The organism is Hymenobacter sp. 5317J-9 (assembly GCF_022921075.1).
In the GTDB taxonomy this organism is placed as follows: domain Bacteria; phylum Bacteroidota; class Bacteroidia; order Cytophagales; family Hymenobacteraceae; genus Hymenobacter.
Genome location: NZ_CP095050.1, coordinates 1,893,816 through 1,920,648, shown reverse-complemented (window position 1 = coordinate 1,920,648; position 26,833 = coordinate 1,893,816). Strand labels below are relative to the sequence as shown.

The window sequence follows — 26,833 nt, the reverse complement described above, 5'->3', positions numbered from 1 at the left end:
CCATTAGTCACATAAGATTTAAGCAGCCAGTGCCGGGTACATAGGCAGCACCGGCGTTTCCGTGGTCGGGAAGGCCGGGCGGATGTCGGCCAAGCGGACGGGCGCCGCCGTGGGCTGAGCGTCTTCGGTGTGGCGCAGGGCGCGCATCAGCAGGTAGCGGTATTTCTCGGCGTCAGCCAGGGCGTGCTCAATGGCTTGCACGGCGTCGGCGTGCGCCACCACGGGCTGCAGCTCGCGGCGCGGGCGGCGGGCTTCAAACACATGACCTTTGAGGTATTCGGCGGCAGATTTCATACGTGGAAACGGGCTGGTTTTTAGCGGAATATCAGCGTAATAGATTAACCCAAAAACCGCCGTTTTCATTCCCGTAAAGGCCGATTTCTGCTGCTAATTACGAGGCCTTACACACGACCTGCCGGGCGCCTGCTCACCCCATCTTCAGCACGATTTTGCCGAACTGGGCGCCGGCATCCATGCGGCGCAACGCTGCCTCACCCTCGGCCAGCGGGAACACCTCATCCACCACCGGCACGAGCTGCTTTTCCGTCACCAGCGCCAGCATATCCTCGAAGTCCTGCGGCGAGCCCATGGTGGAGCCCAGCACGCTGAGCTGCTTCCAGAATATTTTGGCCGGCGGCAGGTCCGGAATGGCGCCCAGCGTGCCGCCGTAGAACACGATGCGCCCGCCCGGCGCGGCAGCATCGAGCAGGGCGTTGAAGGCTGGCCCGGCGGCGCTGTCGATGATGACATCGAACGGGCCACCGGCCTGCTGCACCAGCGTTTTCACCCAATTGTCGTCGGTGTATTTGATGCCGCCTTTCACACCCAGGGCTTGCGCGCGGGCCAGCTTGTCGTCGGAGCTGGACGTGACCCAGACTTCGGCTCCGCGGGCGGCGCAAAACTGCGCCGCCAGCAGCGCCACGCCGCCGCCCACGCCCGTCACCAGCACCCGCTCGCCGGCCTGCACCTGGGCGCGGCTGAAGGCGGCCCGATAAGCCGTGAGGCCGCCCAGCGGCAGCGCCGCGCCCTGCTCGAAGCTGAGGTGGGCCGGCAGCGGCCGGATATATTCGGCGGGCAGCGTGATGTATTCGGCGAAGGTGCCGGGGTCGGGCATGCCCAGCACCACGAAATCTTTGGCCTGAGCCTTGGGGTTGATGCCCCAACGCAGGCCCGGGTAGATGAGGACGCGGCTGCCCACGGCCGGCGCCTCAGCCGGCACATCGGCGCCGTGAGCGGCTACTTCGCCGGCGCCATCGGCGCCCAAGGTGCAGGGCAGCTTGATGCCGCCGTACTGGCCTTTCTGAATCCAGACGTCGCGGTGGTTGAGGGCGGCGGCGTGGAGCTTCACGAGGATTTCGCCGGGGCCGGGCGTGGGCGTGGGCACGTCGCGCACGGCGGCGGGCTGGTTGATGGCGTCGAGTTGGAGGGCTTGCATGAATGAGGTGTTGAGAATGGCAGGGAGTGGCAACACAAAAGCCAGGGCGCACAAAAAGTTTGACCGCAGGCGGTTCGGAATGCGCTTTCGGGCCCCGAACCTTCCCAGCAGCGCCCCGTTGAAAGAGGCCGCCCCCGGCGGAGCAACTTCCCTATACAAAACCCCACCGAAATGCCCGAAACCCATTCGCTCGAATACGTGCTGAACACGCCGCAAAAGAAGCTGGCGTTTTTTCAGAACCTGGTACTGGTAGCCGCCGCCGATGGCCAATTGACCACCGAGGAAGGGGACTTCCTGTTGCAAATTGGCGACAGACTGGGCCTGAAGCCCGAAGAGGTGATGCCCATTGCTGATAACCTGGGCGTGCTCAGCTTCATTGTGCCAACCGATGGCCTGCAACGCACCCTGGAGCTGCAAACCCTGGTGCAAATGATGCTACAGGACGGACAGCTCGATGCCCGCGAGTACGGCCTGTGCCAGGAATACGCCATGCGCATCGGCTACAGCAAGTCCATCCTCGACGACATGGTGAGCCAGCTGGCCGGCGGCGCGCCCAATCCTTACCCAAACCCGCCCACCGTAAGCTAGGGTCACGACACTTCGCGTCTCGGCGTTGAACGGTTAGCGTCTGAACGATAACGGCTTGATGATGCAAACGGCGCAGTTCCGGCCGTTCAACGACGAGACGCAAAATATTGCGTCTCTACAGCGCAATCAGGCGGGCTTTTTCAACCCAATCAGCGCCAGGGGGCCGGCCACCAGCAGGCCCGTAAACAGCCCGCCCAAGTGCGCGGCGTTGTCGATGTTGCCCGTGACGCCCGAAATCAAGTTACTCAGCACCAGGTACAGCACCAGGCCCAGCATGGCGCGGCGGTCGGACTTGTCGAGCACCAGCTTCTTACCAATGAGCAGCACCAGCAGCAGGCCGTAGAGGCCGAAAATGGCCCCGCTGGCCCCCACCGAGTTGATGCCATCGGCGTGCCACCACAGGCTGGCCAGACCGCCGCCCACGCCGCTGGCCAGGTACACCAGCAGCAGGCGCCAGGGGCCCACCCGGTCTTCCACCAGCAGGCCCAGCAGCCAGAGCGAGAACATGTTCAGGAGCAAGTGCGATAGGCCGGCGTGCACAAACTGGTAGGTGAGCAGGCGCCACGGCTGCCCGTGCAGCGTGAGCCCCGACACGTTGGAGCCCCACACCACCAGCTGGTGCGCCGTAGGCGCCGAGGCCGACACGCCGCTAAGCACCATCAGCCCGAAAATGAGCAGCGTGGCGTCGAGCAGCAGCGGCGTGGCCAGGAAGCGCCGCGACGGAATGAGCAGGCCCCGCAGCAGCTGGCCCAGCAGCTGGCCCCAGGTTTCGGGCTCCTCGGCCGGGGCGGCGGGGCGGGGGCAGCGGCTTCGGGCAGCAGGCCGCGGCGCTTGAGCTCGGCCACGGCGGCGGCGCCCACGGCCGGCGGGTAGCGGGCGGCATTTTGGGCCAGGTACAGGAGCTCGGCTTCGGGCTTTTGGGCGAAGAGCTGGGCGGCGAGGGCAGCGGTGGAGCCGGGCTGGGGCTCGGGGGCGGGTGCTTCCATGTGGCGCAGGACGCGGCAAGGAGCGCGCCACCTTGGCAAACCGGCCACTTTGCCAGTTGGTTGGAAGCTAGGGAAGGGTGCCTGTCATCCTGAGCACCGCGAAGGACCTTCTCACCAAAGAATAATTTGCAATAATTACTACCCCTGACGTGATAAGGTCCTTCGCGGCGCTCAGGATGACAGACGCCCGCCCAATACCTAAAATTTGGCCGTCAGCACGGTGGCCTTGTAGGGCTTGCCGGTGACGGGCGAAGTCGGCAGCACGTCTTTCAGCCAGTCTTGCACGTCGGCTTCGCGGGCCACCAGCTCCCGGTCTTTGAGGAAGCGTTTGTTGGGCAGCAGGTCGGGGAACTGCTCCAGAATGTGCTGCTGGCTGCTGGCGGCCTCGCGCATGCGGTCCATCTGGTTGGCCATCACGGGGCCGAACTTGAAGTGATACACGGCGGCGCGGTTCCACTCGCTCCAGCTTTGGCGGGCCACCAGGGTTTGTTCGGCAAACATGGGCCCGGCTTTGCCCGCGTGGGCCTGGCCGGTGAGGTATTCGGTTTGCGTCTCGGCCGCCCAAAAGCGCTTGCTCAGCTCCCGGAACTGGCGCAGGTGCTCTTCGTTGGTTTTTTCGCGGGCCGGCACCGTGGCCAGTTGCCGGCGCACCACGCCGGCCACGTCGTAGGTCGGAATGGCCGAGGTGGGCACCTCCGTGAGCCGGGGCACCGGCTTGGGTTTGGCCGAGGCCGCTACGGCCTGCACGCCCCCGCCGCGCTGCTGCTTGGCGTAATAGTAATACCCCAGGCCCAGCACCAGCGCGGCCAGGGCTAGGTTGAGAAAATTGACGCCGCGGCCGGCGCGGGCCACACTGGCGGGCGCTTCCAGGTTCTGTGGTTCCAGCGCGGGCATTTCCAGCTGCAACAGGCCCCGTCGGCGCAGCTCGCGCCGGGCCGACTCAATCAAATCGGGCTGGTAATACTCGGGGTGCTCGATGAGAAACCGAAGCTCGGCTTCGGTTTTTTGGTGGTAGAAATCGGTAGCGGCGTCGGACACGGCGGCAGGGTCGGGGCTGAAGATGAATAACTGGCCCTAAGATGGTGAACGCCGGGCAAACCGCCGCGCCCAACCGTGGCGTCCGGCCGCCGTAAACGCAGCTGTGGCGCCTGCGGGCCGCCGCGCATTCTTTCACCTTCCTTTTTCCTTCCAATGCCCGACCCCACGCAGAACCCCACCGACCCGCGCCCCGACTTCGCGCCCACTCCCGCCACGCCCGACCAGGAATCGGAGCAGGAGGCCACCGTGAATGCCACCCCGGATTCCGCCCCCGACTCGGCACAGTCGCCCGCTTCCGGCCAGCCCGGCGCCACGCCCACCAGCACCCAGCAGAACATGGGCGACGGCGCCGGCATCCGCGGCGACTACGGCGACGCCAGCCAGACCAACGGCCTGGAAGGCGGACCTGATACCCCCGACCAGCCCCAGACCGATACCGAACTGACGGGTTCGTAGGGTCATTTTGTTCGGTTGAACGTCATGCAGAGCGCCAGCGAAGCATCTCGCGTGCAATAGTAAATCCCTCGGCGAGTTACTACCACATGCGAGATGCTTCGCTGGCGCTCTGCATGACGTTTTGTTAAGTCCTTCGCTTCGCCGTGGCGTAATTTGCAGCTCCTTCCCGTGTTGCTGAATTTCTGTTGATGCTTCGTTTCCTTGCCGCTGGCCGCTTCCTTTTCCTGACACTATTGCTGAGCGGGGCCGCGTCCCGAGCCCAGGCCCATACCGCGGCCGATACCATTCCGCCGCCCAAGCGCGAGCTGCGCGGCATGTGGGTGGCCACCGTCGAAAACATCGACTGGCCCAACCAGCGGGGCGAGTCGCCGGAGCAGTACCGCCGCGAATACCGCCGCCTGCTCGACGCTGGCCAGCGCGCCGGCATCAACGCGGTGTTTGTGCAAATCCGGCCCGCGTCGGATGCCTTCTATCAATCCAACCTCGAGCCCTGGAGCAAGTGGCTGACCGGTACGCAGGGCAAAGCCCCCGCCGACGGCCAGGACCCTCTGCCCTTTCTCATCGTGGAGGCGCACCGGCGCGGTATGGAATTCCACGCTTGGTTCAACCCCTACCGCGCCACCATGGATTCGGTGACGCGCCGCCTGGCTCCCAACCACCCCTACCGGCAGCACCCGGACTGGTTTCTGCGCTACGGCGGGCAGCTGCTGTATAATCCCGGCTTGCCGGCGGTGCGGGCCCACATTACTCGCGTGATTCTGGACGTGGTGCGGCGCTACGACATCGACGCCGTGCACTTCGACGACTACTTCTACCCCTACCCCGACCCGGGCAAGGTGTTTCACGACGAAGCCGCCTTCCGCGACTTCAACCCCACCGGCCTGGCCACGCTGGGCGACTGGCGCCGCGAAAACGTGAACATCCTCATCCGCGACCTGCACGACAGCATTCAGGTGGCGAAGCGCTGGGTGAAATTCGGCATCTCGCCCTTCGGCGTGTGGATGAACAAGTCGAAGGATTTTCCGCAGGGCTCCGACACGCGGGCCGGCCAGCCTTCCTATTCCAATCTATATGCCGACACGCGCCTGTGGCTGGAGAAGGGCTGGATAGACTACATCGTGCCGCAGCTGTACTGGAGCTCCAACTTCCGCCTCTGCCCCTACCCCGTGCTGGTAAACTGGTGGGCCGAAAACCACTTCGACCGCCACCTCTACATCGGCCACGGCACCTACCGCATGCTGGAAAGCACCCGCTCCGACACCACCTGGCGCAACCCGCGCGAGTTGCCCCGCCAAATCCGCCTCAACCGCGCCACCGACGGCGAGGCCGTGGGCAGCGTGTTCTTCTCGGCCAAATCGGTGCTGCGCAACCCGCTGCACACCACCGACTCGCTCACCCAGGACCTGTTTCGCTACCCCGCCCTGGTGCCTTCCATGCCTTGGAAAGACGACCTGCCGCCCCTGCCCGTGGCCAATCTCACCCTGCGCCGCCTCGGCCCGCAGGTGACGCTGAGCTGGCAAAGCGGCCCGCCCGCCCCCGACGGCGACGCGGCCACCTACTACGTGCTCTACCGCTTCGGGGCCAACGAGCGCAGCACCCCCAACGACCCCAGCCGCATCCTGGCCCTGCCGCGCCCCGCGCCCGGCTACCCCGCCACCTACGTGGACACCACCGCCGTGCCCGGCCAGGCCTACGCCTACTACGTGACCGCCGTGGACCGCCTGCACAACGAAAGCCGCCCCATGCGCGTGGTGAGCACCGGCCAGACCGGGCCCGAGCTGGCCGTGGGCCAAGCGCCCGGCGGAACTACCCGGCCCGGCGCGCCCACTTCGCCGCCCGTGGCCGCCCGCCCGGCGCAGCCCTCCATCCCCCTGCCTACCGCCGAGAGCCCGGAGAAAGCGGCGCCGTTCACCAAAGTCAAAATCAAGGAAAAGCCGGCTAAGAAAAAGGGCTTCTTCGGGCGGCTGTTCGGGGGGAAGGATTAGTACCGCTCCTCCATTTTGGCGGCGCTGAGGTCTAACAAAAAATCGCAGCAGCGACGAAAGCGGGAGCTATATTCTTTATCAGGGCTTTGGCGACCGACGACGGAATAGCTACCGGGCTCGTGCGCTTCCAACAGCCAATAAGCGCCGTCGAACTCTAGTTTTGGCTCACAGCTGGGCATTTTTGAGAAGTTCGCTTGTGCCAGCATCTGTTGAAAGCGCTGCACTTGCATTGGACTAACTGAGGTTGTGCTTTCGTCCTCTACCACTACTGGTAACTTTGCAAACGCAATGCTTGCCTGGTATTCGGAGTCAGCTAGCACTCTTTGCTTGTATTTCACCCGCCGCTGGTGTTCAACGCTGGAAATTCCAGGTTCGTCGGGGTCAACTATGCCCGGCACCGTCATCCCGGGCTCCTTGTTTAGAAATTGTGTTTGCAGGGTACCACCGGTCGCAGTGCAGCGCAACGTGAGCAGAGCAGGCCGATGAAACGAACGTAGCCAGACAAACCTGTAAATAGAATTGCCCAGAAAATAATTGGAAAGCACCGGCGCCTTGAACGCATACAAGCATTGCGACGCAAATTCAAAATTGAACTGGCAATCTAAACTGCGTTCGTCCAGCACTTCCGGGTTCTTATCACGCGGCTTAACGCGCTTGGGATTTAAGGCGGCCTCCGTCGGAAAATAATTGGTGGCCGAGTCGCACGGTATTCCCTGCGGGGTCGATACGGTTCGGTTTTGGGGATAGACAAATGGCGGTGATTGTTCCGGGGCCACGCAACCATCCAGCCCTTTGATAAGGGAAAGGCCAACTAAACATTTGAGGAGTGGCTGTATCATCAGTTGGAAAGCTGCTGGAGAATCTGCTTTATCCGGTAAGTTACGTAGTCCAAGCAAGCCTTGAATAGGCGTATGATGGAAGTGCGCCGATGTGTATAAAACAGAAGAGGCCTTCCCGGGTGGGGAAGGCCTCTTTTTCTGGAATCAGCTTACGTCGCTACAGCGACCGGTACTCGAACCGGACCCGGGCGGCGGCCCCGGCCGAGCCGGCTTTCACGCTCAGAATGCGGAGCAGCATCACCTCGGCGCCGCGCACGCGCACGGCAAACACGTCGTTGGCGGCCACGGTGCCCACGTCGGCCACGGTGGTGTTCTGGAAGAGGGTGGTGGCCACGAGGTTTGCGTTGGGCGAGGTGTAGAAGCCAGCCGCTACCTGGGCCGGCGTGGCGCGGTAGAAGCGGGTGTTGTTGGCGGCCGATAGGGTGACGTTGTTGCCGGTGCCGCTCAGGAACAGGTCCTTGGCCGCGGGCGGGTTGGCGGCGGGCTCAATGGTGCCGGTGCGGAGGTTGAAGGCCAGCGAATCGAGCGTCACGCTGGGGCCGCCGGCAATGCGGCCGGTGCGCAGGGTGGCCAGCGGGGTGGGCGCCGTCACGTTGATGGCGGGCGCTGTGATGGTGAGCGTCTGCACGGCGGCGTAGGCTTCGAAAATGAAGGTGACGGGCTGGCCGTTGCTGTTGCGCGGAATGGTGGCGTCCACGGTGCGGGTGTTGGCCGCGCCGGTGGTGGGGTTGCGCACCACGCCGGCCCGCACCCGCGGCTGCGTGCCGATGCGGTAGAAGGTGGTCAGGCTGTCGATGCCCTTGAAGAGCAGGCCCGTGGCCGGCGGTACCGGCACGGCGCCAAGGCCACCCTTGTTGAGGATGAGGGAATAGCCGACGATGTCGCCCTCGCTCTGAGCGGTGCCCGCGAGGCCGTTGCGGTAGGTAGGCACCGGCGGGGTGGTGGCAAACTCCAGCGTGGCGGGCGCGGCCACCGTGTAGGTGAAGCGGCGCAGGCGCTTGGCGCCGTTCTGGAAGTTGAGCGTCACGTCCACGCGCACCAGCGTGCCGTTAGGGGCGGTGGTGGGCACGGTGTAGGGCACGGGCATCACCTGCAGGCCGCCGGTGGTGTTGTAGGTGCCGTTGGCCGGGAAGGTGCCGGTCACGGTGGAGTCGATTTTGCCAATGACCTGGAACACGGTCACGTCGCGCAGCTTATCGGCTTCGGCGTACGACACGTAGAGCGGCACGGCTTCGGTGGGCGCGTAGCGGGTGGCCAGGGCCACGCGGGGCAGGCCCAGGCCCGCAAAGCCCGGCTCGGAATCCGTGGTGTAATAGTCGTCGAGCTCGGCCTTTTTACAGCCGCCGACCAACAGGCCCAGCAGCGGCAGCACCAGCAGCAGGGTGCGGAAAGAGAAATGCTTCATATAACGAAGAGTTAAAATCTGGGGGATGGGGAGAGTACCGCTCTTGTCATCCTGAGCGCAGCGAAGGACCTTATCACCGAAGAGCGATTTGCAGTAATCAGTGCTAGCGTGAGAAGGTCCTTCGCTGCGCTCAGGATGACAGACCCGGCGCAACGAAGCAATTAGCCTGCTTACGGGCGGTCAAACCACAGGGGCTTGGTCACGTACTCGTTGTCGTTGCCGAGGGCCGTGCCCGATTCGGCGTAGAGGCCGGCCACGGCGTTCGGGTTCACGGTCACTTCGGTGGCGCCGGGCAGCAGGCGGCGGGGGTACTTGCCCTGCAGCGGGCCCGTGCTGGTGCCGTTGTAGAAGGGGTACAGGAAGTTGACGTAGATGGTGCGGTCAAAATCCAGGCGGCGCAGGTCCGACCACGCGTCCGGGTTCAGGAACATGGCGATGTATTTCTGCTCCATGATGGAGCGCAGCGTGAGCTGGGCCTCGTTCTGGGGCACGGCGGCGCTGGCCAGGTAGGCGTTAATCTGAGCGTCGGAAATGAGCGGGAACGTGACCGTGGGGGGCGTAAACGTGCCGCCCGTGCTCACCTTCTTCATGTGCGCCCGAATGCCTTCGCGCAGCGCGGCCAGGGCGCGGGGCAGGTTGTTGGCCCGGAAGGCGGCCTCGGCCTCAATGAACTTCACCTCGTGGTAGGTAATGGCCTCGAAGTAGCCCAGGTCGCGGGCGTACCAGCCGCCGTAGAAGTCGGTGAGCGTGGAGCCGGGCGTGAGGTTGGTGGTGGTGCCGCGGCCGGGGTCGGCGCCGGTGCTGGTGGTGGGCACCAGCACGCCAAAGCGCGGGTCGACCACGCCGGGGAAGGTGGTGCCGTTGAGGTACTTCACCACGTTGGAGGAGAAGGTGGCCGAGCCGAAGTTGCCGCGCGTCACCCCGAAAATGTTGGTGGTGTTCGAGAGCGGCGCCACGGCCACCTGGAAGTTGATTTGGGCATCGTCGGCCGACGACGTGAACGCCTTGTCGCACAGGGCCAGCACGGCCGTGGGGTTGTAGGTGCTCTTTTTGGTAAGGTGCTGGGCCTGGCGAGCCTTCAGGGCATAGGCTAGGCGCACCCATTTGCCGGGGTCGCCCTTATACAGGATGTCGCCGCTTTCGCTGGGCGCCGTGGTGTAGAGGGGGCGGAAATTGGCGCTGGCGGGCTTGGACATTTCCACCGCGCCCTCGTCGCAGAGCTGGTTGATGACGCCGTAAATGGACTCCTGCGAGTCGTACTTGGGCGTGAAGTTGGCGCCGCCCTGGTAGGCTTCGGAGTAGGGAATGTCGCCGAGCATGTCGGTGGCGTGGGCCAGAATCATGGCCTGCATGATTTTGCCCGCGCCCACGTAGTACACCGAGCCTTCTTCCTGGGCCGCCTTCTGCATCACCGGGATGTTGCCGCCGGCCTGGAAGTAGGAGTAGTTGAAGGTGTTGGTGCTTTGGGCGTTGGTCAGGAAATACTGGTCGTTGCCGCCGCTGTTGACGGTGCGGCTCACCACGTATTGCGAGAGGTAGGGCGTGCGCAAGGCCGAAAACATCTGCACCTGGATGCCGTTGGAAATGATGCCCGGCAGCAGGAAGTTCGGCGTCGAGACGACGGGGTTGTTCGGGTTGTTGTTCACGTCGAGAAACTTCTCGCACGCGGTGAGGGCACTGCCGCCAAGCAGCAGCCCGAGGCCCATTATATAGCGGTTCAGGTTCATAAAAGTAAAGCGGGAAAGACAGCTGAAGCCGTCGTTTAGAAGTTAACGCGCAACGCCATATCCACGCCGCGAGTGCCCGGCGTGTTGCCGTAATCGAAGCCGTTGGAGCCGCCGCCGCGCACGCCGGCACCAGCGGCCGAGGTTTCGGGGTCGGCGCCGGTGTACTTCGTGAACAGCACCAGGTTGCGGCCCGTCACGCTCAGTTCGGCGCCCTTGATGAAGCCGGTGCGCGAGAGCAGCGTGGCCGGCAGGGCGTAGCTCAGCGTCACGTAGCGCAGGCGGGCCCACGAGCCGTCTTCCACGAAGGCAGTGCCCGCCGCGCCCAGAATGCTGGTGTAGTAGGTCTGGGTCAGCTCCACGGGGCGCGTGTTTTTCGAGTAGCTGCCGTCGGCGTTGCGAATCACGCCGTCGAACACCACCTGCTTGTACCGGTCTTCGGTGCGCAGGGAGGTGCCCACGCGGGTCTGGTACCAGTCGTTGCCGTTAATCACCACGCCGCCCACGCGGAAGTCCATCAGCGAGGTCAGAGACAAGCCCTTGTAGGTGAAGGTGTTCGTCAGCTGGGTGGTGAAGCGCGGGGCGCGGTTGCCGGCGTATTGCAGCAGCGGGTTCACCGAGGGGTAGCCGGTGGTCGAGTTAATAATCATCTGGCCGTAGAACTCGCTGCTGGGGTCGGTCACGCGGTTGAAGTCGGTGGCGCCGAGGCCCGAAATGGGGCGGCCGGGGAAGGCGCCGCCCTCGTGCACGTCCGTGATGAAGGCGTCGGACTGGAACACCACCGTGAGCGGAAAGGGCAATTCCTCCACGCGGTTGGTGTTGTGGTAGAAGTTGGCAATGATGTCCCAGCTGAAGTCTTTGCCCTTGATGGGCGTGCCGGTGAGCGAGATTTCCTGGCCTTCGTTGGTCACGATGCCGCCGTTGATGTACTGCAGGATGAAACCGGCGGCCTGGCTCACGCGGGGCGCAATAATCTGGTCCTTGGTGCGCGAGTAGTAATAGTTGAAGTCCAGGCCCAGGCGGTTCTTGAAGAACTGCACGTTGATGCCGGCCTCGTAGGTGCGGGTGCGCTCGGGGCGCAGGTTGGGGTTCGAGCCGAAGAAGTCGTTGCGGAAGCCGCCGCCGATGTAGGTGTTCTGCGTCAGGGCCGACTGGATGCGGTAGGGCTGGGTGTCTTTGCCCACCTCGGCCACCGAGCCGCGGATTTTGCCGTAGTTCAGGATGTTGCTCTGGTCCAGGCCCAGGGCCTTGGTGAACTCGTAGCCCAGGCCGGCCGAGCCGTAGAGGAAGCCCTTGCCGTAAATCTTGTTCTCATCGGGCCGCGGCAGCGTGGAGGACTGGTCGTAGCGGCCCTGCAGTTCGAGGAACAGCTGGTTGAACAGCGACACGTTCAAGCGGGCGAAGTTGCCGATGAGGTGGCGCTTCGAGTCGCGCTGCAGGGCGTTGCGGTTCACCGTGTTATTCAGGCCCACGAAGTTGGGGTTCTGGAAAATCAGGCCGATGTAGTCCACGGCCTGGTCCATGTTTTCTTCCAGCGTGTTGCCCAGCACCAGCGTGGTGCCCACGTTCTGGCCAAAGTCGTGGTTGAAGCTGGCCAGCGTGGTGGCGGTGGTGAGGCGGAACTGGTCCACGGTTTCGGCAATGCCGCCGTTCTGGTTGCCCACCTGCGAGGTGCCCACGGCGCGCACCGACGTCACGCGCGAGGTATACAAGTCGGTGCCGATGTTGTGGCTCAGGGTCAGCCAGGGGGCCACTTTGTAGCTCAGCTGCACGTTGCCGATGAAGCGGTTGGTGCGGTCGGTCTGGGGGTTGTTGTTCACCGTCCAGTAGGGGTTGTCGGCGTCGGCGTCGGTGCCATTGCCGGGGGCCAGCAGGCGGCGGCGGGTGCCGTCGGGGTTCAGGTAGTTGCGGGCATCGTCATCGCGCGGCCAGTTCAGCAGGCTCAGCAGGAAGCCGCCCGACGAGCCAAACAGACCCGGGCCCTGAATGGGCCGCTCGCCGCCCGAGGTCAGGTATTGCGCCGAGCCGCTCACTTTGAAGCGCTCCGTGAGCTGGGCCGTGCCCGATAGGCGCACGGTGCTTTTGTCGTACTTGCTGCCCGGCGTCACGCCCTGCTGCTGCAAGTTCGAGGCCGACACGAAGAAGCTGGCCTTTTCCGAGCCGCCCGACAGGTTCAGGAAGTTCTGGAAGGCGTTGCCCTTGCGGAAGAAGTTGCCCACGTTGTCGTACACTTCCTCGCCGGGCGCGAAGCGCGGGCCGAACGAGATGCGGGTGGAGGGGTCGGCCAGGCCGCTGCTGCCGCGCTTGTACAGACCCTGCATTTTGGGCAGACGGCTCACCTCGTCCACCGAGTACTGGGTGCGGTAGCTGAGGGTGGTGGTGCCGGCCTTGCCTTTCTTGGTGGTGATGACCACGGCGCCGCCCGCCGCGCGCAGGCCGTAGAGGGCCGCGGCGGCTGGGCCTTTCAGCACCGTGATGCTTTCGATGTCTTCGGGGTTGAGGTCGCCGGCGCGGTTGGAGGAGCCCACCGAGCGGCCCAGCAGGCCGTTGAAGGCCGAGCCGCCGCCCGGCGCCGTGCTTTCCTGAAAGGAGCCGTTGTCCATAATCATCCCGTCGATGACGAACAGCGGCTGGTTGTCGCCGTCGAGCGAGGTGCCGCCCCGGATGATGATGCTGGCGCCCTCGCCCGGCGCGCCGCCCGAGGAGGTGATATTTACGCCCGCCACCTTGCCCTGCAGGGCGTTCACCACGTTGGTCTGGCGCGAGTCGATGATGTCTTTGCTTTTCACTTCCTGCACGGCCGTCACCAGCTCGCGCTTGGCCTGCGGAATGCCGTACGACGTCACCACCACCTCGTCGAGGCCGGTGGTGCTTTCCTTGAGGCCCACGTCCACGGCGCCATCGGCGGGCACGGCACGCTCCTGCGAGGCGTAGCCGATGAAGCTGAACACGAGCGTGGCGCCCGGCGCGGCCTGCACCGAGTAGCGGCCGTCGGAGCCGGTGGTGCTGCCCGTGGTGGTGCCCTTCACCAGCACCGTGACGCCCGGCAGCGGGCTTTGGTCAGTGCTGGACGTGACGATGCCCGACACGGTGCGGGTCGCCGTCTGGGCCCAGCTGGGCGGCGCCAGCAGCACGCCCAGCAATAGCAGGAATAGCCAGTATTTTTTTTTCATGAGGAAGAATGAATTGGTGGGAAAAAGGGAATCAATAAAAAAGGCCGGAACCCGGGCACGGCGCGCCGTTAGGTTCCGGCCCCAAGGTCGGCAAAATAGCTATGCAATTACAATACAGGGCCTTGTAGCTCATACAGGCAGGCAGAGGCGCTCAAAACGGAAAGGAAAGGGTCAAATGTGCGAAACAATTGGGCAATTTTCCCGCAATCGTTCCCAACAAATAGCGCACGGCGCTGCCTTCGTCCGTCCCGAAATTTTTATCCTCATTATTAGAAATTATCTATTTGCTATTTGTGAAGTTTTGATTCGTGCCGGGCATTCACCAACTTACCGGCCCCTCCCACCCCAGCCCCCGTTTCCTTATGGCCTCCCCCCTCGCAACGCTGCCCGCCACCGCCGGTGCGCACCTCCCCGTTAGCCTCTACGCCGATTCGGAGCAAGCCTCCGCCGCCGTAGCCCAACAAATCGCCGACCTCATTCGCCGCCGCGCCGCCGAGGGCCGCCCCTGCGTGCTGGGCTTGGCCACCGGCTCGTCGCCCACGCGGGTGTACGAGGAACTGGTGCGCCTGCACCGCGAAGACGGCCTGAGCTTCCAGAACGTCATCAGCTTCAACCTCGACGAGTACTACCCCATGGCGCCCGGCTCGCTGCAGAGCTACGTGCGCTTCATGCGCGAGTACCTGTTCGACCACGTCGACATCCGGCCCGAGAACGTGCACATTCCCGATGGGACCGTGCCGCCGGAGCAGGTGCCGGCCTTCTGCCAGCGCTACGAGGAGCAGATACGCGAGGCCGGCGGCATCGATTTGCAGCTGCTGGGCATCGGGCGCACCGGCCACATCGGCTTCAACGAGCCCGGCTCGGGGCCGGCCTCCCGCACCCGCATGATTACCCTCGACCACGTGACGCGCACCGACGCGGCCTCCGACTTCTACGGTGAGGAAAACGTGCCGCGCCGGGCCCTCACCATGGGCGTGGGTACCATTCTCGAAGCCCGCCACATTGTGCTGCTGGCCTGGGGCGAGGGCAAAGCCGCCGTGGTGAAGCGCATGGTGGAAGGCGAGGTGACCGATACGGTGCCGGCCACTTACCTGCAGCGCCACCCGGCCGTGCAGGTGGTGCTGGACGAGGCCGCCGGCGCCGAGCTCACGCCCCGCAAAACGCCCTGGCTGCTGGGCCTGCCCTGCGACTGGCACGACGCGGCCCTGGTGCGCAAGGCCATCACCTGGCTGGCCCGCAGCGTGAGCAAGCCCATTCTGAAACTCACCGAGGAAGACTACAACGAAAACGGCCTCTCGGAACTGCTGGCGCAGTCGGGCCCGGCCTACGACATCAACATTCGCGTCTTCAACGAGCTGCAGCACACCATCACCGGCTGGCCCGGCGGCAAGCCCGACGCCGACGACACCCACCGCCCCGAGCGCGCCGCGCCGTTTCCCAAGCGCGTGCTCATCTTCTCGCCGCACCCCGACGACGACGTGATTTCGATGGGCGGCACCCTGCTGCGGCTCGTGGACCAGGGCCACGAGGTGCACGTGGCCTACCAGACCTCGGGCAATATTGCCGTGTTCGACGACGAGGCCATTCGCTTCGCCGAATTTGTGGCCGATTACGACCACGCCTTCCGCCTGCCCGGCGACGAGCCGGCCGACAACCTCTACCACCGCGTGGCGGAATTCCTCAAAAACAAGCAGCCCGGCCAGGTCGACAGCGACGAGGTGCAGCAGATAAAGGGCCTTATCCGGCGCGGCGAGGCCAAGAGTGCCTGCCGCCTGGCCGGCGTGCCCGACGCCAACGCCCACTTCCTCGACCTGCCTTTCTACGAAACCGGCCGCGTGCGCAAAAAGCCGCTCGGCGACGAGGACATCCGCCTCACCATGGAGCTGCTGAACCGCATTCAGCCCCATCAGATTTACGCGGCCGGCGACCTGAGCGACCCGCACGGCACGCACCGCGTGTGCCTGGCCGCCATTTTTGAGTCGATTTACCGACTGAAGGAGTCGGGCACGCAGTGGCTCGACGACTGCTGGGTGTGGCTCTACCGCGGGGCCTGGCAGGAATGGGACATCGACCAGATTGAGATGGCCGTGCCCCTCTCCCCTTCCGAGCTCACGCGCAAGCGCCGCGCCATCTTCAAGCACCAGAGCCAGAAGGACCGGCCGCTGTTCCCCGGCGCCGACCAGCGCGAGTTCTGGCAGCGCAGTGAGGCCCGCAACCGCACCACGGCCAAGATTTACGACGAGCTCGGCCTGCCCGAATACGAAGGCATTGAGGCCTTCGTGCGCTGGGCTTTTTGAGGCAAAAATGCCATGTACAACGGTCATGCTGAGCGGAGGCGCAGCCGCAGTCGAAGCATCTCTACCGCGCAGCTAATTCTTTCGATGGAAATACCGCTGCGGTAGAGATGCTTCGACTGCGCTCAGCATGACGGGCTGCTGAATTTTCTCATACTTTCCTACACCTCACTTTTACCCCCCCTCCGAACCCATTCATAGCAGAAGTTGAATATTAAGCGAATTATTTCTATACCTTGATGTTAAGAAGCTTGCTTTCTCACCTTTTTCCCACCAAACTCTTCTGCTTATGTACCACTTATATCGAGACCAGCTGGCCCGGCATTTGGGCGGGCTGCTGCTGTGCCTGCTGCTGGCCGTGCCAGTGCTGGCCCAAACCGCCGGCCAGCGCTACACCCTGCGCGGCCGCGTGACCGACGCCGCCGGCCTGGGCCTGCCCGGGGCCACGGTGCTGCTGAACGGCACCACCTTCGGCGCGTCGTCGGACGCCGACGGGGCATATTCGGTGAGCGCCACCGTAGCGCCCGGCAACTACACCCTCACCATTTCGCTGATTGGCTACAAGTCGGAAACGCGCCCGCTGCGGCTGGGCACCGACGAAACCGTGACCACCGACGTGGCCCTGGCCGAAGCCCAGCAGAAGCTGGACGAAGTCGTAGTAGTCGGCTCGACGGTGACCGTGAACCGCCGCGAGTTGGGCAACGCCATCAGCACCATCAAAGGCTCGGAGCTGACACAGAGCGGCTCGGGCGCGGTGCTGAACTCGCTGCAGGGCAAGGTGCCCGGCGCCCAGATTACCCAAAACTCGGGCGACCCGGCGGGTTCGATGTCGGTGCGCCTGCGGGGCATTCACACGCTGGCGGGGTCGTCGGACCCGCTGTATGTGATTGACGGCGTGATTATCAGCAACGCCAGCACCAACGTGTCGCAGCTGGCGCTGGCCAACGACATCGGGGTGGCCAATGCGGGCCAGAACCGCCTGGCCGACCTCAACCCCAACGACATTGCCAGCATCAACGTGGTGAACGGCTCGGCGGCGGCGGCCATCTACGGCTCGCGGGCCGCCAACGGAGTAGTCATCATCACCACCAAGCGCGGGGCGGCCGGCGGGGTGAAGGTATCGGCCTTCACCAGCTTCACCGTCAACGAGCTGCGCAAATCGGTGTCGGTGAACACCTACGGCAAGCAGTTTGGCTACGCGGGGCTGCGGCTCTACACCATCGGGGGCATCACGCCAGCCAACATTGCGGCCAACCCCGGCACCACCACCACCAGCATCACGCGGGCCAACGTGGCCACGCCGCTGGCCAGCAACCTGGTGGACGTGCCGCGCTACAACTACTTCGACCAGATTTTCCGGACCGGCTACGGCACCGACGACGGCGTGTCGTTTTCGGGCGGCTCGGAGCGCACGCAGTACTACGTGTCGCTAGGCTACCTCAAAAACCAGGGCATCATCAAGGGCACCGACTTCACGCGCTACAACCTGCGGGCGCGGGTGGAGCAGCGCCTCACCAACTGGGCCAAAATTTCGGCTGGCTTGAGCTACATCAACAGCTTCTCGAACGAGAAAGCCAACGGCAACGTGTTCTACAGCCCGATTAACTCGGTCAACATCACCAACAACATCTACGACATCACGCAACGCGACGCCAACGGCAACCTGCTGGCCGTGGAGCCCACCCGCGTGAACCCGCTCTCGACCATCGAGGACATGAAGTTTACGCAGGGCGTGAACCGCACCATCAGCGACGTGCAGGTTAACCTGACGCCATTCAAAGGCTTTTCGCTCGATTACGTGTTTGGGGTGGATGCCTTTTCGCAGGCGGGTCAGGGCTACATCCGGCCCTACCCCTACCAGGCCACGGCCGGCCTGCCCGCCGCCCGCTACCCCTTCGGCTACGCGTCCAACGCCAACAATGTGGCCGTGCAGCTCAACTCCGACATCAACGCGGGCTACGAGTACGACTTCAGCGAAACGCTGAAACTGAGTTTGCGCGCCGGCTATAACTACCAGTTTAGCCAGCAGGACCTGACGGCCACGCAGGGCCAGAACCTGGCACCGTTCATCACCACGGTGAGCGGGGCCTCGAACACCACCGTGACCTCGCAGTACAACCTCGACCGGTATTCGCTGAGCGGCTACTATGGGCAGGCCACGTTGGGCTACCGCAACCTGGCTTTCATCACGGCGGCCGTGCGCCGCGACCGGGCCAGCAAGTTCTCGCCCTCGCAAACCAACCAGGTGTACCCGAAAATCAGCGGCTCGCTGGTGGTGTCGGACATGAGCTTCTGGCAGAATTCCACCTACGGCCAGGTATTCAACACGCTGAAGCTGCGGGCCAGCTACGGCGAGTCGGGCAACCTGGTTATTCTGCCCACCTACGGCCGCTTCTACGCCTTCAATCCGGTGGGCTTCCTGGGCCGCAATACCCTCACGCCCAGCACGCAGCTGGCTAACCCCGACGTGAAACCCGAGCGCAACTCCGAGGTGGAGGTGGGCGCCGACTTCGGCTTCCTCAAGGACCGCATCAGCCTGGGCGCCACGTACTATTATCAGGAAATCACCGACCTGCTGCTCTCGCGCAACCTGGCGCCGTCGTCGGGCGGGGCCACCATCTTCAACAACGTGGGCCGCATGGAAAACCGCGGCGTGGAACTGCAGTTGACGGTGGTGCCGGTGAAAACCGAAAACTTCACCTGGGACGTGACGGCGCTCTATAACCGCAACCGCAACAAGGTGCTGGACCTGCCCGGCTCGAACGGCAACACCCAGGCCATTTCCATCGACAACGCGGCCGGTGCGCCGGTGTACCTACTGGCCGGGCAGCCGGCGGGCGTGTTCTACGGTTCGGGCTACGCCCGCGACGCCAACGGCAACCTGCTGCTCACGCCGCAGGGCTTCCCGCAGGACGAGCGCACCACCGGACAGGCCGTGGGCGCGGTAGGCTTTGTGCCCTCGCGCACGGCCGACGGCCAGCCGAGCTACGGGCCCGGCACGGCCATTGCCAACGTCATCATCGGCGACCCCAACCCGAAATGGACGGGCTCGCTGAGCAGCAACTTCAGCTACAAGAAGCTGTCGCTGCACGTGCTGTTTGATGCGGTGCAAGGCAACAGCGTGTTCAACGCCGACAAGCGCACCCGCCAGGGCGTGGGCCTGGGCGATTTGGCCGAGAAGGAGTTGCGGGGCGAGCTGCCACGCGGCTACATCTTCGCCATCTACAACACTCAGGAATTCCGCGTCGATGACGGCTCGTACGTGAAGCTGCGCGAGGCGGCGCTGAGCTACGCGCTGCCCACCTTCACGCGCCTCATCAGCAGCCTGAACCTTTCGCTGGTGGGCCGCAACCTGTATTCATGGGACAACTACAACGGCTTCGACCCCGAAACCAGCGCGGGCGGGTCGAACGACCTGTTGCGCGCCATCGACTTCGGCAACGTGCCCATCCCGCGCACTTACCAGATTAAGCTTTCGGCCACGTTCTAGCTCCGTCATCGCCATGAAAAAATATACCATCCTCGCGGCCCTGCTGGCGTTGTCGCTCGGCAGCTGCAACAAAGAATACCTGAACCCCAGCGCGGCCAGCGAACAGCAGGTCGTGACGTCGTCCGACGGCCTCATCACGCTCTGCAACGGCCTGCAGGCCCGCTATACCACCGGCGGCGCGCTCAGTGTGCTGTATAACGCGGTGGCGGCCGGCGGCCTCAGCACCAAGGAACTCACCATTCTGAACGTGGGCAACATTGAAGAATACAACGTGAGCTTAGGCGCTGGCAACGTCACGAACAGCAACATCGTCATTCGCAACCTCTGGACGCAAGCCAACCTGGTGAAAGCCAACGCCGACCTGGTGCTGGCCAACGCCGGCAACGCCACCGAAGCAGGCACCCGCAGCGGCATTGTGGCCTACGCCAGCATTTTCCGGGCGCTGGCGCTGGGCACGCTGGCGCAGTTTTTCGAGAGCGCGCCGCTCACGGTGCAGGAAAATGCAGCTTTTGTGCCCCGCGTGCAGCTGCTGCAAAATGCCGTGGCGCAGCTCGAAACGGCGGCCACGCAGCTGGCCGCTGCGCCGGTGTCGGCCGACTTCAACGCCAAGATTGTGCCCGGCATCGACCTGCCCAACACCATTCAGGCCCTGATTGCGCGCTACAGCCTGCAGGCCGGCGACTACGACAAGGCCTTGGCCGCCGCCGGCCGCGTGGACCTTACCAAACGGTCGGTGTTCAACTTCGACGACAACACCCGCAACCCGCTGTTTGAAGTGGCCTTCGGCAACCGCAACGTGTTCGAGCCCTTCAACACCAGCCTGGGCCTGACCGGCGCGCTGGCCCCCGAGTCGGGCGACCGGCGCCTGCCCGCGCTGCTGCGCATCAGCCCGGCCCCGCTGCCCACCCAGAACCTGGGCACGGGCTTCTTCACCGCCAACAGCGCCCCCATTCCGGTGTACCTGCCCAATGAAATGATTCTGATTCGGGCCGAAGCTTACGCCCGCAAGAGCGACGTACCCAACGCCATCACCGAGCTGAACCGGGTGCGCACCAGCACGGCGGCGGCCACCAGCACCAGCACGGGCCTGCTGCTCACGCTGCCGGGGGCGGGCCTGCCGGCCTACTCCGGCCCCGCCACCCAGGCCGACGTGCTGACGGACATTCTGCGCAACCGCAGCATCGAACTGGCCTTCCAAGGCTTCCGGCTCGAAGACAGCCGGCGGTTTGGGCGCCCCGGCCCGGGCGCGGCCGGCGCCGAGCGCAACCGCAACTTCTACCCCTACCCCCGCGTGGAGCGCGAAAACAACTCGCAGACCCCGACTGACCCGCTGATTTAGGGGCGGCGGAGGGGCGTCTGCTAGAACGTCATGCAGAGCGCAGCGAAGCATCTCGCGTGTGGTCGTAAACCAATCGTTAGGATTACTGCCGCATGCGAGATGCTTCGGCTGCGCTCAGCATGACGTTCTTTTGCTTTTCCTACCTTCCGCAGCGCCTCGCGCTTTCTCGAGAAAATGAACTCCCACCTCGCCCGCCTTTGCCAACTCGCCGCGCAACCCAGCCGCCGCATCATCGGCCTGATGTCGGGCACCTCGCTCGATGGGCTGGACGTGGCGCTGTGCCGCCTGACGGGCCACGGCCCCGGCACCCAGCTGGAATTGGAGCGTTTTCAGACGGTACCCTATTCCGATGACACCAAGGTCCGCATCCGCAAAGTGTTTGCCCGCGAGCAGGTGAGCCTGGAGTTTCTCACGCTGCTGAACCCCTGGCTGGGCCAGCTGCATGCCGCTGCCATTCTGGACTGCCTGCGCGAATGGCAGATTGCCGCCACCGAAATCGACCTCATCGCCAGCCACGGCCAGACCATCTACCACGCCCCGCGCCACCAGCATCAGCACCCCGATTTCGACCTGAACGCAACCCTGCAGCTCAGCGACGGCGACCACGTGGCCGTGGGCACTGGCATCATCACCCTCAGCGACTTTCGGCAGAAGCACGTAGCGGCCGGCGGCGAGGGCGCCCCACTGGCGGCCTATGGCGACTTTCTGCTATTGAGCAGTGCCGACGAGGAACGGCTGCTGCTCAACCTCGGCGGCATTGCCAATTTTACCTACCTGCCCCGCGTCGGCGGCGACGCCACCACCGCCTTCAGCACCGACACCGGCCCGGGCAACACCTTGCTCGACGCCACCGTGCGCGCCCACCGCCCCGAAATGGCTTACGACGAAGACGGCCGCCTGGCCCTGGCCGGCCGCGTGCACGAAAGCCTGCTCACGGCTCTGCTCGACCACCCGTTTTTCAGCGCCCCGCTGCCTAAAACCACCGGCCCCGAGCTATTCAGCACCACTTACCTGTCTGAAGCCCAACGCCGCAGCGCCACCGAAACGCTGGGTTTGGAAGACACCCTGGCCACGCTGGCCGAGCTCAGCGCTGTGGGCGTGGCGCGGGCCGTGCAAGCCGCCTTTGCCGAGCGGCCCGCGCCGACAGCAGTGTATGCCAGTGGTGGCGGGGCCCACAACCCCGCCCTGCTGGCAGCATTGCGGCGTTATTTGCCCGCCGCCCGCTTCGCCAGCACCGACGTGCTAGGCGTGTCGGGCGACGCCAAGGAAGCTATTTTGTTTGCCGTGCTGGCCAATGAGGCCGTGGCCGGCCAGCCCGTGGCCATTGGCGCGGGCCGGCAGCGGGTGCCCGCGGTAGGTATGGGCAAGGTTTCGTTTCCGGGGTGATGGTACCGGTACAGAACATCAGGGCCAGCACAAACACAGCCCGTCATGCTGAGCTTGTCGAAGCATCTCTACCGCGCAAGTAATTAGTTACTCTTCGCGGTAGAGATGCTTCGACAAGCTCAGCATGACGTTCTTTTAGTTTCTCAAAGAGTCTATTTCTGACCTTCCACCCATGAACTCCACCACCCAAGCCGCCCTCGACACCACCGGCACGCTGCCCCTGGCCGAAGCCTCGCAGCCGGGTCGCCTCATCAGCCTCGACGTCTTCCGCGGCCTGACCGTGATGGCCATGATTTTGGTAAACAACCCCGGCGACTGGGGCCACATCTACCCGCCGCTGGAGCACGCCGAGTGGAACGGCTGTACGCCGACGGACCTCATTTTCCCGTTTTTCCTGTTCATCGTGGGCGTGAGCCTGGTGTACGCCCTCGACGGGGTGAAGCGCCAGGGCGGGCCGCAAGGCTCGGTGCTGTGGCGGGTGTTGCGCCGCGCGGCGGTGTTGTTTGGCCTGGGCCTGCTGCTGTCGCTGTATCCCAAATTCAATTTCCCGGTAGTGCGCATTATGGGGGTGCTGCAGCGCATTGCGCTGGTGTTTTTGGGCTGCAGCTTCATTTTTCTGAAAACCAGCTGGCGCACGCAGGCCTGGCTCGTCGTTGGCTTTCTCATCGGCTACGCGGTGCTGATGCAGCTGGTGCCCGTGCCCGGCTTCGGCCCGGCCAACCTGGAGCCCAGCACCAACCTCGGCGCCTGGCTCGACCGGCTGGTGTTCACCGAGCCCCACCTCTGGAAACAAAGCAAAACCTGGGACCCCGAGGGCCTGCTGGGCACGCTGCCCGCCCTGGCCACCGGCCTGCTGGGCGCGCTCACGGCCCAGTGGCTGCGCCGCAAAGACCAGGAGCCCGCCACCAAAGTGGCCTGGATATTCGTGGCCAGCGGCGCCATCATCCTGCTGGGGTTGATTTGGGCGCCGTGGTTCCCCATCAACAAAGCCCTGTGGAGCAGCTCCTACGTGCTCTACACCGGCGGCCTGGCCATGGCCAGCCTGGCGGCCCTCTACTGGATTTGCGACGTGCAGGGCCACCGCGCCTGGACGCGCCCGGCCGTGGTCTACGGCGTCAACGCCATCCTGGTATTCTGCCTGTCGGCGCTGCTTTCGCGCACGTTCGGGCTGTTCACGCTGCCGCTGCCGAACGGCAAAACCGGCGGCGTGAAGGAATGGCTTTACGAGTGGGGTATTGCCCCGCACTTCAACGACCCGCGCATGGCTTCGGCCGCCGGGGCCATTACGCTGATTATCATCTGGTATTTCATTCTGAGCTGGATGTACAAGAAGGGCGTGGTGCTGAAGGTGTGAGTTTGGGCGGGATGAAACAGAACGTCATGCAGAGCGCAGCGAAGCATCTCGCCTGCTTGAGTAAATGAGTACTTGTCCCAAGCGAGATGCTTCGCTGCGCTCTGCATGACGTTCTTGTAGTAGTCTATGCAATACATCTCATGAAAATTCTCATCATCGGCGGCGGCAACATGGGCCTGACGTACGCCCGCAGTTTCGTGCGTGCCCACATCACCTCGCGGCTCGACTTGCGGCTGCTGGCCCGCTCGCCCGAGCGGGTGGCGGCGCTGGCGGCCCACGAGTTGGGAACGGTATGGGGAACACCGGCCGAGTGCGTACCGGGCGCCGACCTGCTCATTTTGGCCGTGAAGCCACAGGATTCGCCGGCCCTGTTTGAGGTGCTGCGCGGGCTGGTGCAGCCGCAGCAAGTGGTGCTCAGCATCATGGCGGGCGTGCGCATTGCCACCCTGCGCGAGGCTCTGGGCACGCCTAAAATCATTCGGGCCATGCCCAACCTCCCGGCCCAAATCGGCATGGGCATGACGGCTTTCACCAGCACCGACGAGGTGACCCGCGCCGAACTGGTGCAGGTGCAGAACCTGCTCAGCACCACCGGCAAGACGGTCTACGTGGAAACCGAAGCCGCCATCGACGCCAGCACGGCCATTTCGGGCAGCGGCCCGGCCTACGTGTACTACTGCATGAGCGCCCTCATGGACGCGGCCGCCCAGATGGGCTTCGCCCCCGCCGAAGCCGAGTTGCTGGTGAGCCAGACCTTCCGCGGCGCGGTGGAGCTATACTCGCAATCGGGCCTGAGCTGCGAGGAGTGGATTGCCAGAGTGGCTTCCAAGGGCGGCACCACGGAAGCCGCGCTTAAAGCCTTTGGCGCGGGCCAGGTGCGCGAAGGGCTGGTGGCCGGGGCCAAAGCGGCGCGAGACCGGGCCGAGGAATTGGGGAAGTAGTACCACCAAGCTGTGCTTGGTACCGCGAGCAAACCTCCCTAACGACACCATGCACAGCTTGGTGGTACCCTTACTCCTCGCGCCAGTAGCTATGGGGCCACTGCTGCCAGTCGGCGGCCAAGCCGGCCTTCACCGGATTGTTGAGGGTGTAGGCAATGGTGGCCGCCAGCTCCCGCGCATTACGAATGCGGTGGTCGTAGCTTTCGCGCTGCCAGACCCTGCCGTTGTCCTTTCGCAGCCGGTTGAGGTGGCGGGCGGTGTGGCTTTTAAGCCGTTGTAGCGTCCGGGCCAGCGGGGTAACGATTTCCAGCGGCAGGTGCACTACCAAATGCACATGGTTGGGCATCACGCAGTAAGCCAGCAGCTCATAGCCGGGCCCGTCGGCGTAATGCAAGGCAGCTTTTACGATGGCCGACTCGGCTGCGCCGCACAGGTAGCACGGCCCGTGGTCGGACCGGTCAAGCACGCCATCGAAAGTGCTGAAAAAGCCCTCACGCGGCTGAGTGGCAGGCGACGCTGCCGCGCTTTTGCGTAGAAGCTCACGTTCTTCCATCAACCGCAGCACCACCTCGCGGGGCAGCGAGCCTGCTAGGCGAAACGTGATGAAGTAGGACTCCCCCGCACCTAGTATATGCGGCAGAAAACGCTGGTAATAGGTCAGCTCCATGCGGCAAGGTACCACAAAGCCGCGCTTGGTTCCGGTGGCCGGGGCGATGCCGCTACCAAGCACAGCTTGGTGGTACTACTCCACCGAGTACTCAGCGAAGTCCTTGCGCAGCTGCGTTTTGAGAATTTTGCCGGTGGCGGTGTGCGGCAGCTGGTCCACAAATTCCACGGCGTCGGGCTCGCAGAACCTGGCCACTTTGCCTTTAAAAAAATCAAGCAGTTCCTGCGCTGAAACATCCATGCCGGGCCGACGGACTACTACCAGCAGCGGACGCTCGCTCCACTTGGCGCTGGGCACCCCGATGACGGCAGCTTCGGCCACGGCGGGGTGGGCCACGGCCAGGTTTTCGAGGTCGATGCTGGAAATCCACTCGCCGCCCGACTTGATGACGTCTTTCGAGCGGTCGGTGATGTGCATGAAGCCGTCGGGGTCGATGGTGGCCACGTCGCCGGTGCGGAACCAGCCGTCGGCGGTGAGCTCGCCGGGCGTGTGGCTGCGGAAGTAGTCGCGCACTACCCAAGGCCCCCGCACCAGCAGGTCGCCGAAGGCCACGCCGTCGTGCGGCAGCTCCTGGCCGTCGTCGCCCACTATCTTCATGTCGACGCCGAACACGGCCCGGCCCTGGGTGGCCAGCAGGGCGTCTTTTTCTTCGTCGCTCAGCGTCTGCTGCTGGGCCTGCAGGCGGCTGGCGGTGCCCAAGGGGCTGGTTTCAGTCATGCCCCAGGCGTGGGTGATGGTGACGTGCAGCTCGTTTTCAAACGCTTTCATCAAGGCCGGCGGGCACGACGAGCCGCCCACCACCGTGCGCCGCAGAGTGCTGAACTGCCGCTGCCCTTCGCGCATGAACTGCAGCAGGGCCAGCCAGATGGTGGGCACGCCGGCCGAGAAGGTGACGCTCTCATTTTCCATCAGCTCAAACAGGCTGGCGCTGTCCATGCCGGCGCCGGGCAGCACCAGCTTGGCGCCGTTGAGCGGGGCCGCGTAGGGCAAGCCCCAGGCGTTGACATGGAACATGGGCACCACGGGCATTATCACGTCGAGGGCCGAGCAGCCCAGCGCATCGGGCAGCGAGATGCCCAGCGCGTGCAGCAGCGTGGAGCGGTGTGAATAGAGCACGCCCTTGGGCTGGTCGGTGGTGCCGGAGGTGTAGCACAGCGAGCAGGCCGTGTTTTCGTCGAAGCTGGGCCACTCGTAGTCGGCCGTCTCGGCGGCCAGCAGGTCTTCGTAGCTGCACAGGCCGGGCAGCTCGGAATGGGCCGGCAGGTGCTCGGGGCCGGCCATCAGCACCCACTTTTCCACCGTCGGACACACGGACGCCAGCCGCGCCACCAGGGGCAGAAAGGTGAGGTCGAAGAACAGCAGCCGGTCTTCGGCGTGATTGATGATGTAGACGAGCTGCTCCGGAAACAGCCGCGGATTGATGGTGTGGCACACCGCCCCGATGCCGGCCACGCCGTAGTAGAGCTCGAAATGGCGGTGCGTGTTCCAGGCCAGGGTGCCCACCCGGTCGCCGTTCTCGATGCCCAGCCTGAGCAGGGCATTGGCCAGCTGCTTGCTACGGGCGTTGGCCGCGGCGTAGGTATAGCGGTGGATGCCCCCTTCGGGCAGGCGCGACACGATTTCGGTATCGGCGTGCCACTTGGCGGCGTGCTCGATAATTGTGGCCACGCGCAGTGGCTGGGCCATCATCAGTCCTAGCATAGGAAGCGGGGTGGGAATGGGAAGATGCCCGT

General features: G+C 64.5%; 20 protein-coding genes. 9 read left to right on the top strand and 11 right to left on the bottom strand.

The genetic code is table 11. The annotated features are described in order from the left end of the window. Positions 1–18: 18 nt before the first annotated feature. The gene (locus MUN81_RS07920) at positions 19–294 is read right to left on the bottom strand and encodes a hypothetical protein (RefSeq protein ID WP_245116623.1); all 276 of its coding nucleotides are present in this window, start codon (positions 292–294) and stop codon (positions 19–21) included. A 133-nt stretch (positions 295–427) separates the two neighbouring features. After that, positions 428–1,435 carry a zinc-binding dehydrogenase gene (locus MUN81_RS07915; protein WP_245116621.1) on the bottom strand — a complete coding sequence of 336 codons (1,008 nt, stop codon included), beginning with the start codon at positions 1,433–1,435 and terminating at the stop codon, positions 428–430. A 171-nt stretch (positions 1,436–1,606) separates the two neighbouring features. Here MUN81_RS07915 and MUN81_RS07910 point away from each other — a divergent pair, with 171 nt between their 5' ends. Next, positions 1,607–2,023, top strand: coding sequence for a TerB family tellurite resistance protein (locus tag MUN81_RS07910; protein ID WP_245116619.1), 417 nt, complete (start codon positions 1,607–1,609; stop codon positions 2,021–2,023). A 126-nt stretch (positions 2,024–2,149) separates the two neighbouring features. Here MUN81_RS07910 and MUN81_RS07905 read toward each other — a convergent pair whose 3' ends face one another. The 3 genes from MUN81_RS07905 to MUN81_RS07895 form a co-directional block, all read right to left on the bottom strand. Beyond that, positions 2,150–2,683 carry a rhomboid family intramembrane serine protease gene (locus tag MUN81_RS07905; protein WP_245116618.1) on the bottom strand — a complete coding sequence of 178 codons (534 nt, stop codon included), beginning with the start codon at positions 2,681–2,683 and terminating at the stop codon, positions 2,150–2,152. Continuing rightward, a complete protein-coding gene (locus tag MUN81_RS07900) occupies positions 2,683–3,009 on the bottom strand; it encodes a hypothetical protein (protein ID WP_245116616.1) in 327 nt (108 codons plus the stop codon). The genes MUN81_RS07905 and MUN81_RS07900 overlap by 1 nt, the downstream gene beginning before the upstream one ends. 198 nt (positions 3,010–3,207) lie before the next feature. Further along, positions 3,208–4,047 carry a hypothetical protein gene (locus MUN81_RS07895; protein ID WP_245116614.1) on the bottom strand — a complete coding sequence of 280 codons (840 nt, stop codon included), beginning with the start codon at positions 4,045–4,047 and terminating at the stop codon, positions 3,208–3,210. A 153-nt stretch (positions 4,048–4,200) separates the two neighbouring features. Between MUN81_RS07895 and MUN81_RS07890 the strand changes: the two genes are divergently transcribed. Together MUN81_RS07890 and MUN81_RS07885 are read left to right on the top strand one after the other, a co-directional pair. Next, a complete protein-coding gene (locus MUN81_RS07890; protein WP_245116612.1) occupies positions 4,201–4,503 on the top strand; it encodes a hypothetical protein in 303 nt (100 codons plus the stop codon). Positions 4,504–4,691: 188 nt separating this feature from the next. After that, the gene (locus tag MUN81_RS07885; RefSeq protein ID WP_245116610.1) at positions 4,692–6,488 is read left to right on the top strand and encodes a family 10 glycosylhydrolase; all 1,797 of its coding nucleotides are present in this window, start codon (positions 4,692–4,694) and stop codon (positions 6,486–6,488) included. Here MUN81_RS07885 and MUN81_RS07880 read toward each other — a convergent pair. From MUN81_RS07880 to MUN81_RS07865, 4 genes are all read right to left on the bottom strand, one after another. Continuing rightward, a complete protein-coding gene (locus tag MUN81_RS07880; RefSeq protein WP_245116607.1) occupies positions 6,485–7,327 on the bottom strand; it encodes a hypothetical protein in 843 nt (280 codons plus the stop codon). The two genes, MUN81_RS07885 and MUN81_RS07880, sit on opposite strands and share 4 nt — an antisense overlap. Before the next feature lie 157 nt (positions 7,328–7,484). Further along, on the bottom strand, positions 7,485–8,732 hold the full coding sequence (locus MUN81_RS07875) for a hypothetical protein (RefSeq protein ID WP_245116605.1): 1,248 nt from the start codon (positions 8,730–8,732) through the stop codon (positions 7,485–7,487). A 170-nt stretch (positions 8,733–8,902) separates the two neighbouring features. Beyond that, the gene (locus MUN81_RS07870; protein ID WP_245116602.1) at positions 8,903–10,459 is read right to left on the bottom strand and encodes a SusD/RagB family nutrient-binding outer membrane lipoprotein; all 1,557 of its coding nucleotides are present in this window, start codon (positions 10,457–10,459) and stop codon (positions 8,903–8,905) included. Between the two features lie 35 nt (positions 10,460–10,494). After that, a complete protein-coding gene (locus MUN81_RS07865) occupies positions 10,495–13,629 on the bottom strand; it encodes a SusC/RagA family TonB-linked outer membrane protein (RefSeq protein ID WP_245116600.1) in 3,135 nt (1,044 codons plus the stop codon). Positions 13,630–13,991: 362 nt separating this feature from the next. Between MUN81_RS07865 and nagB the strand changes: the two genes are divergently transcribed. The 6 genes from nagB to proC all read left to right on the top strand — a co-directional run bounded on the left by nagB (position 13,992) and on the right by proC (position 24,433). Then, positions 13,992–15,926, top strand: a complete 1,935-nt coding sequence (gene nagB / locus MUN81_RS07860; RefSeq protein ID WP_245116598.1) for a glucosamine-6-phosphate deaminase — start codon at positions 13,992–13,994, stop codon at positions 15,924–15,926. Between the two features lie 286 nt (positions 15,927–16,212). Beyond that, positions 16,213–19,413, top strand: coding sequence for a SusC/RagA family TonB-linked outer membrane protein (locus tag MUN81_RS07855; RefSeq protein ID WP_245116595.1), 3,201 nt, complete (start codon positions 16,213–16,215; stop codon positions 19,411–19,413). Positions 19,414–19,426: 13 nt separating this feature from the next. Continuing rightward, positions 19,427–20,752 (top strand): RagB/SusD family nutrient uptake outer membrane protein, encoded by a 1,326-nt coding sequence (locus tag MUN81_RS07850; RefSeq protein WP_245116593.1) that lies wholly within the window; start codon positions 19,427–19,429, stop codon positions 20,750–20,752. A gap of 174 nt (positions 20,753–20,926) precedes the next feature. Further along, positions 20,927–22,138, top strand: a complete 1,212-nt coding sequence (locus MUN81_RS07845; protein ID WP_245116591.1) for an anhydro-N-acetylmuramic acid kinase — start codon at positions 20,927–20,929, stop codon at positions 22,136–22,138. Between the two features lie 172 nt (positions 22,139–22,310). After that, complete coding sequence (locus MUN81_RS07840; protein ID WP_245116589.1) at positions 22,311–23,492, top strand: heparan-alpha-glucosaminide N-acetyltransferase domain-containing protein; 1,182 nt, start codon at positions 22,311–22,313, stop codon at positions 23,490–23,492. 140 nt (positions 23,493–23,632) lie between these two features. After that, positions 23,633–24,433, top strand: a complete 801-nt coding sequence (gene proC, locus MUN81_RS07835; protein ID WP_245116587.1) for a pyrroline-5-carboxylate reductase — start codon at positions 23,633–23,635, stop codon at positions 24,431–24,433. A gap of 70 nt (positions 24,434–24,503) precedes the next feature. Here the strand turns inward: proC and MUN81_RS07830 are convergent, their stop codons facing one another. Together MUN81_RS07830 and MUN81_RS07825 are read right to left on the bottom strand one after the other, a co-directional pair. Beyond that, positions 24,504–25,100 carry a transposase gene (locus MUN81_RS07830; protein ID WP_245116585.1) on the bottom strand — a complete coding sequence of 199 codons (597 nt, stop codon included), beginning with the start codon at positions 25,098–25,100 and terminating at the stop codon, positions 24,504–24,506. 75 nt (positions 25,101–25,175) lie between these two features. Next, positions 25,176–26,801, bottom strand: a complete 1,626-nt coding sequence (locus MUN81_RS07825; protein ID WP_245116583.1) for a 3-(methylthio)propionyl-CoA ligase — start codon at positions 26,799–26,801, stop codon at positions 25,176–25,178. Between the last annotated feature and the right edge of the window lie 32 nt (positions 26,802–26,833).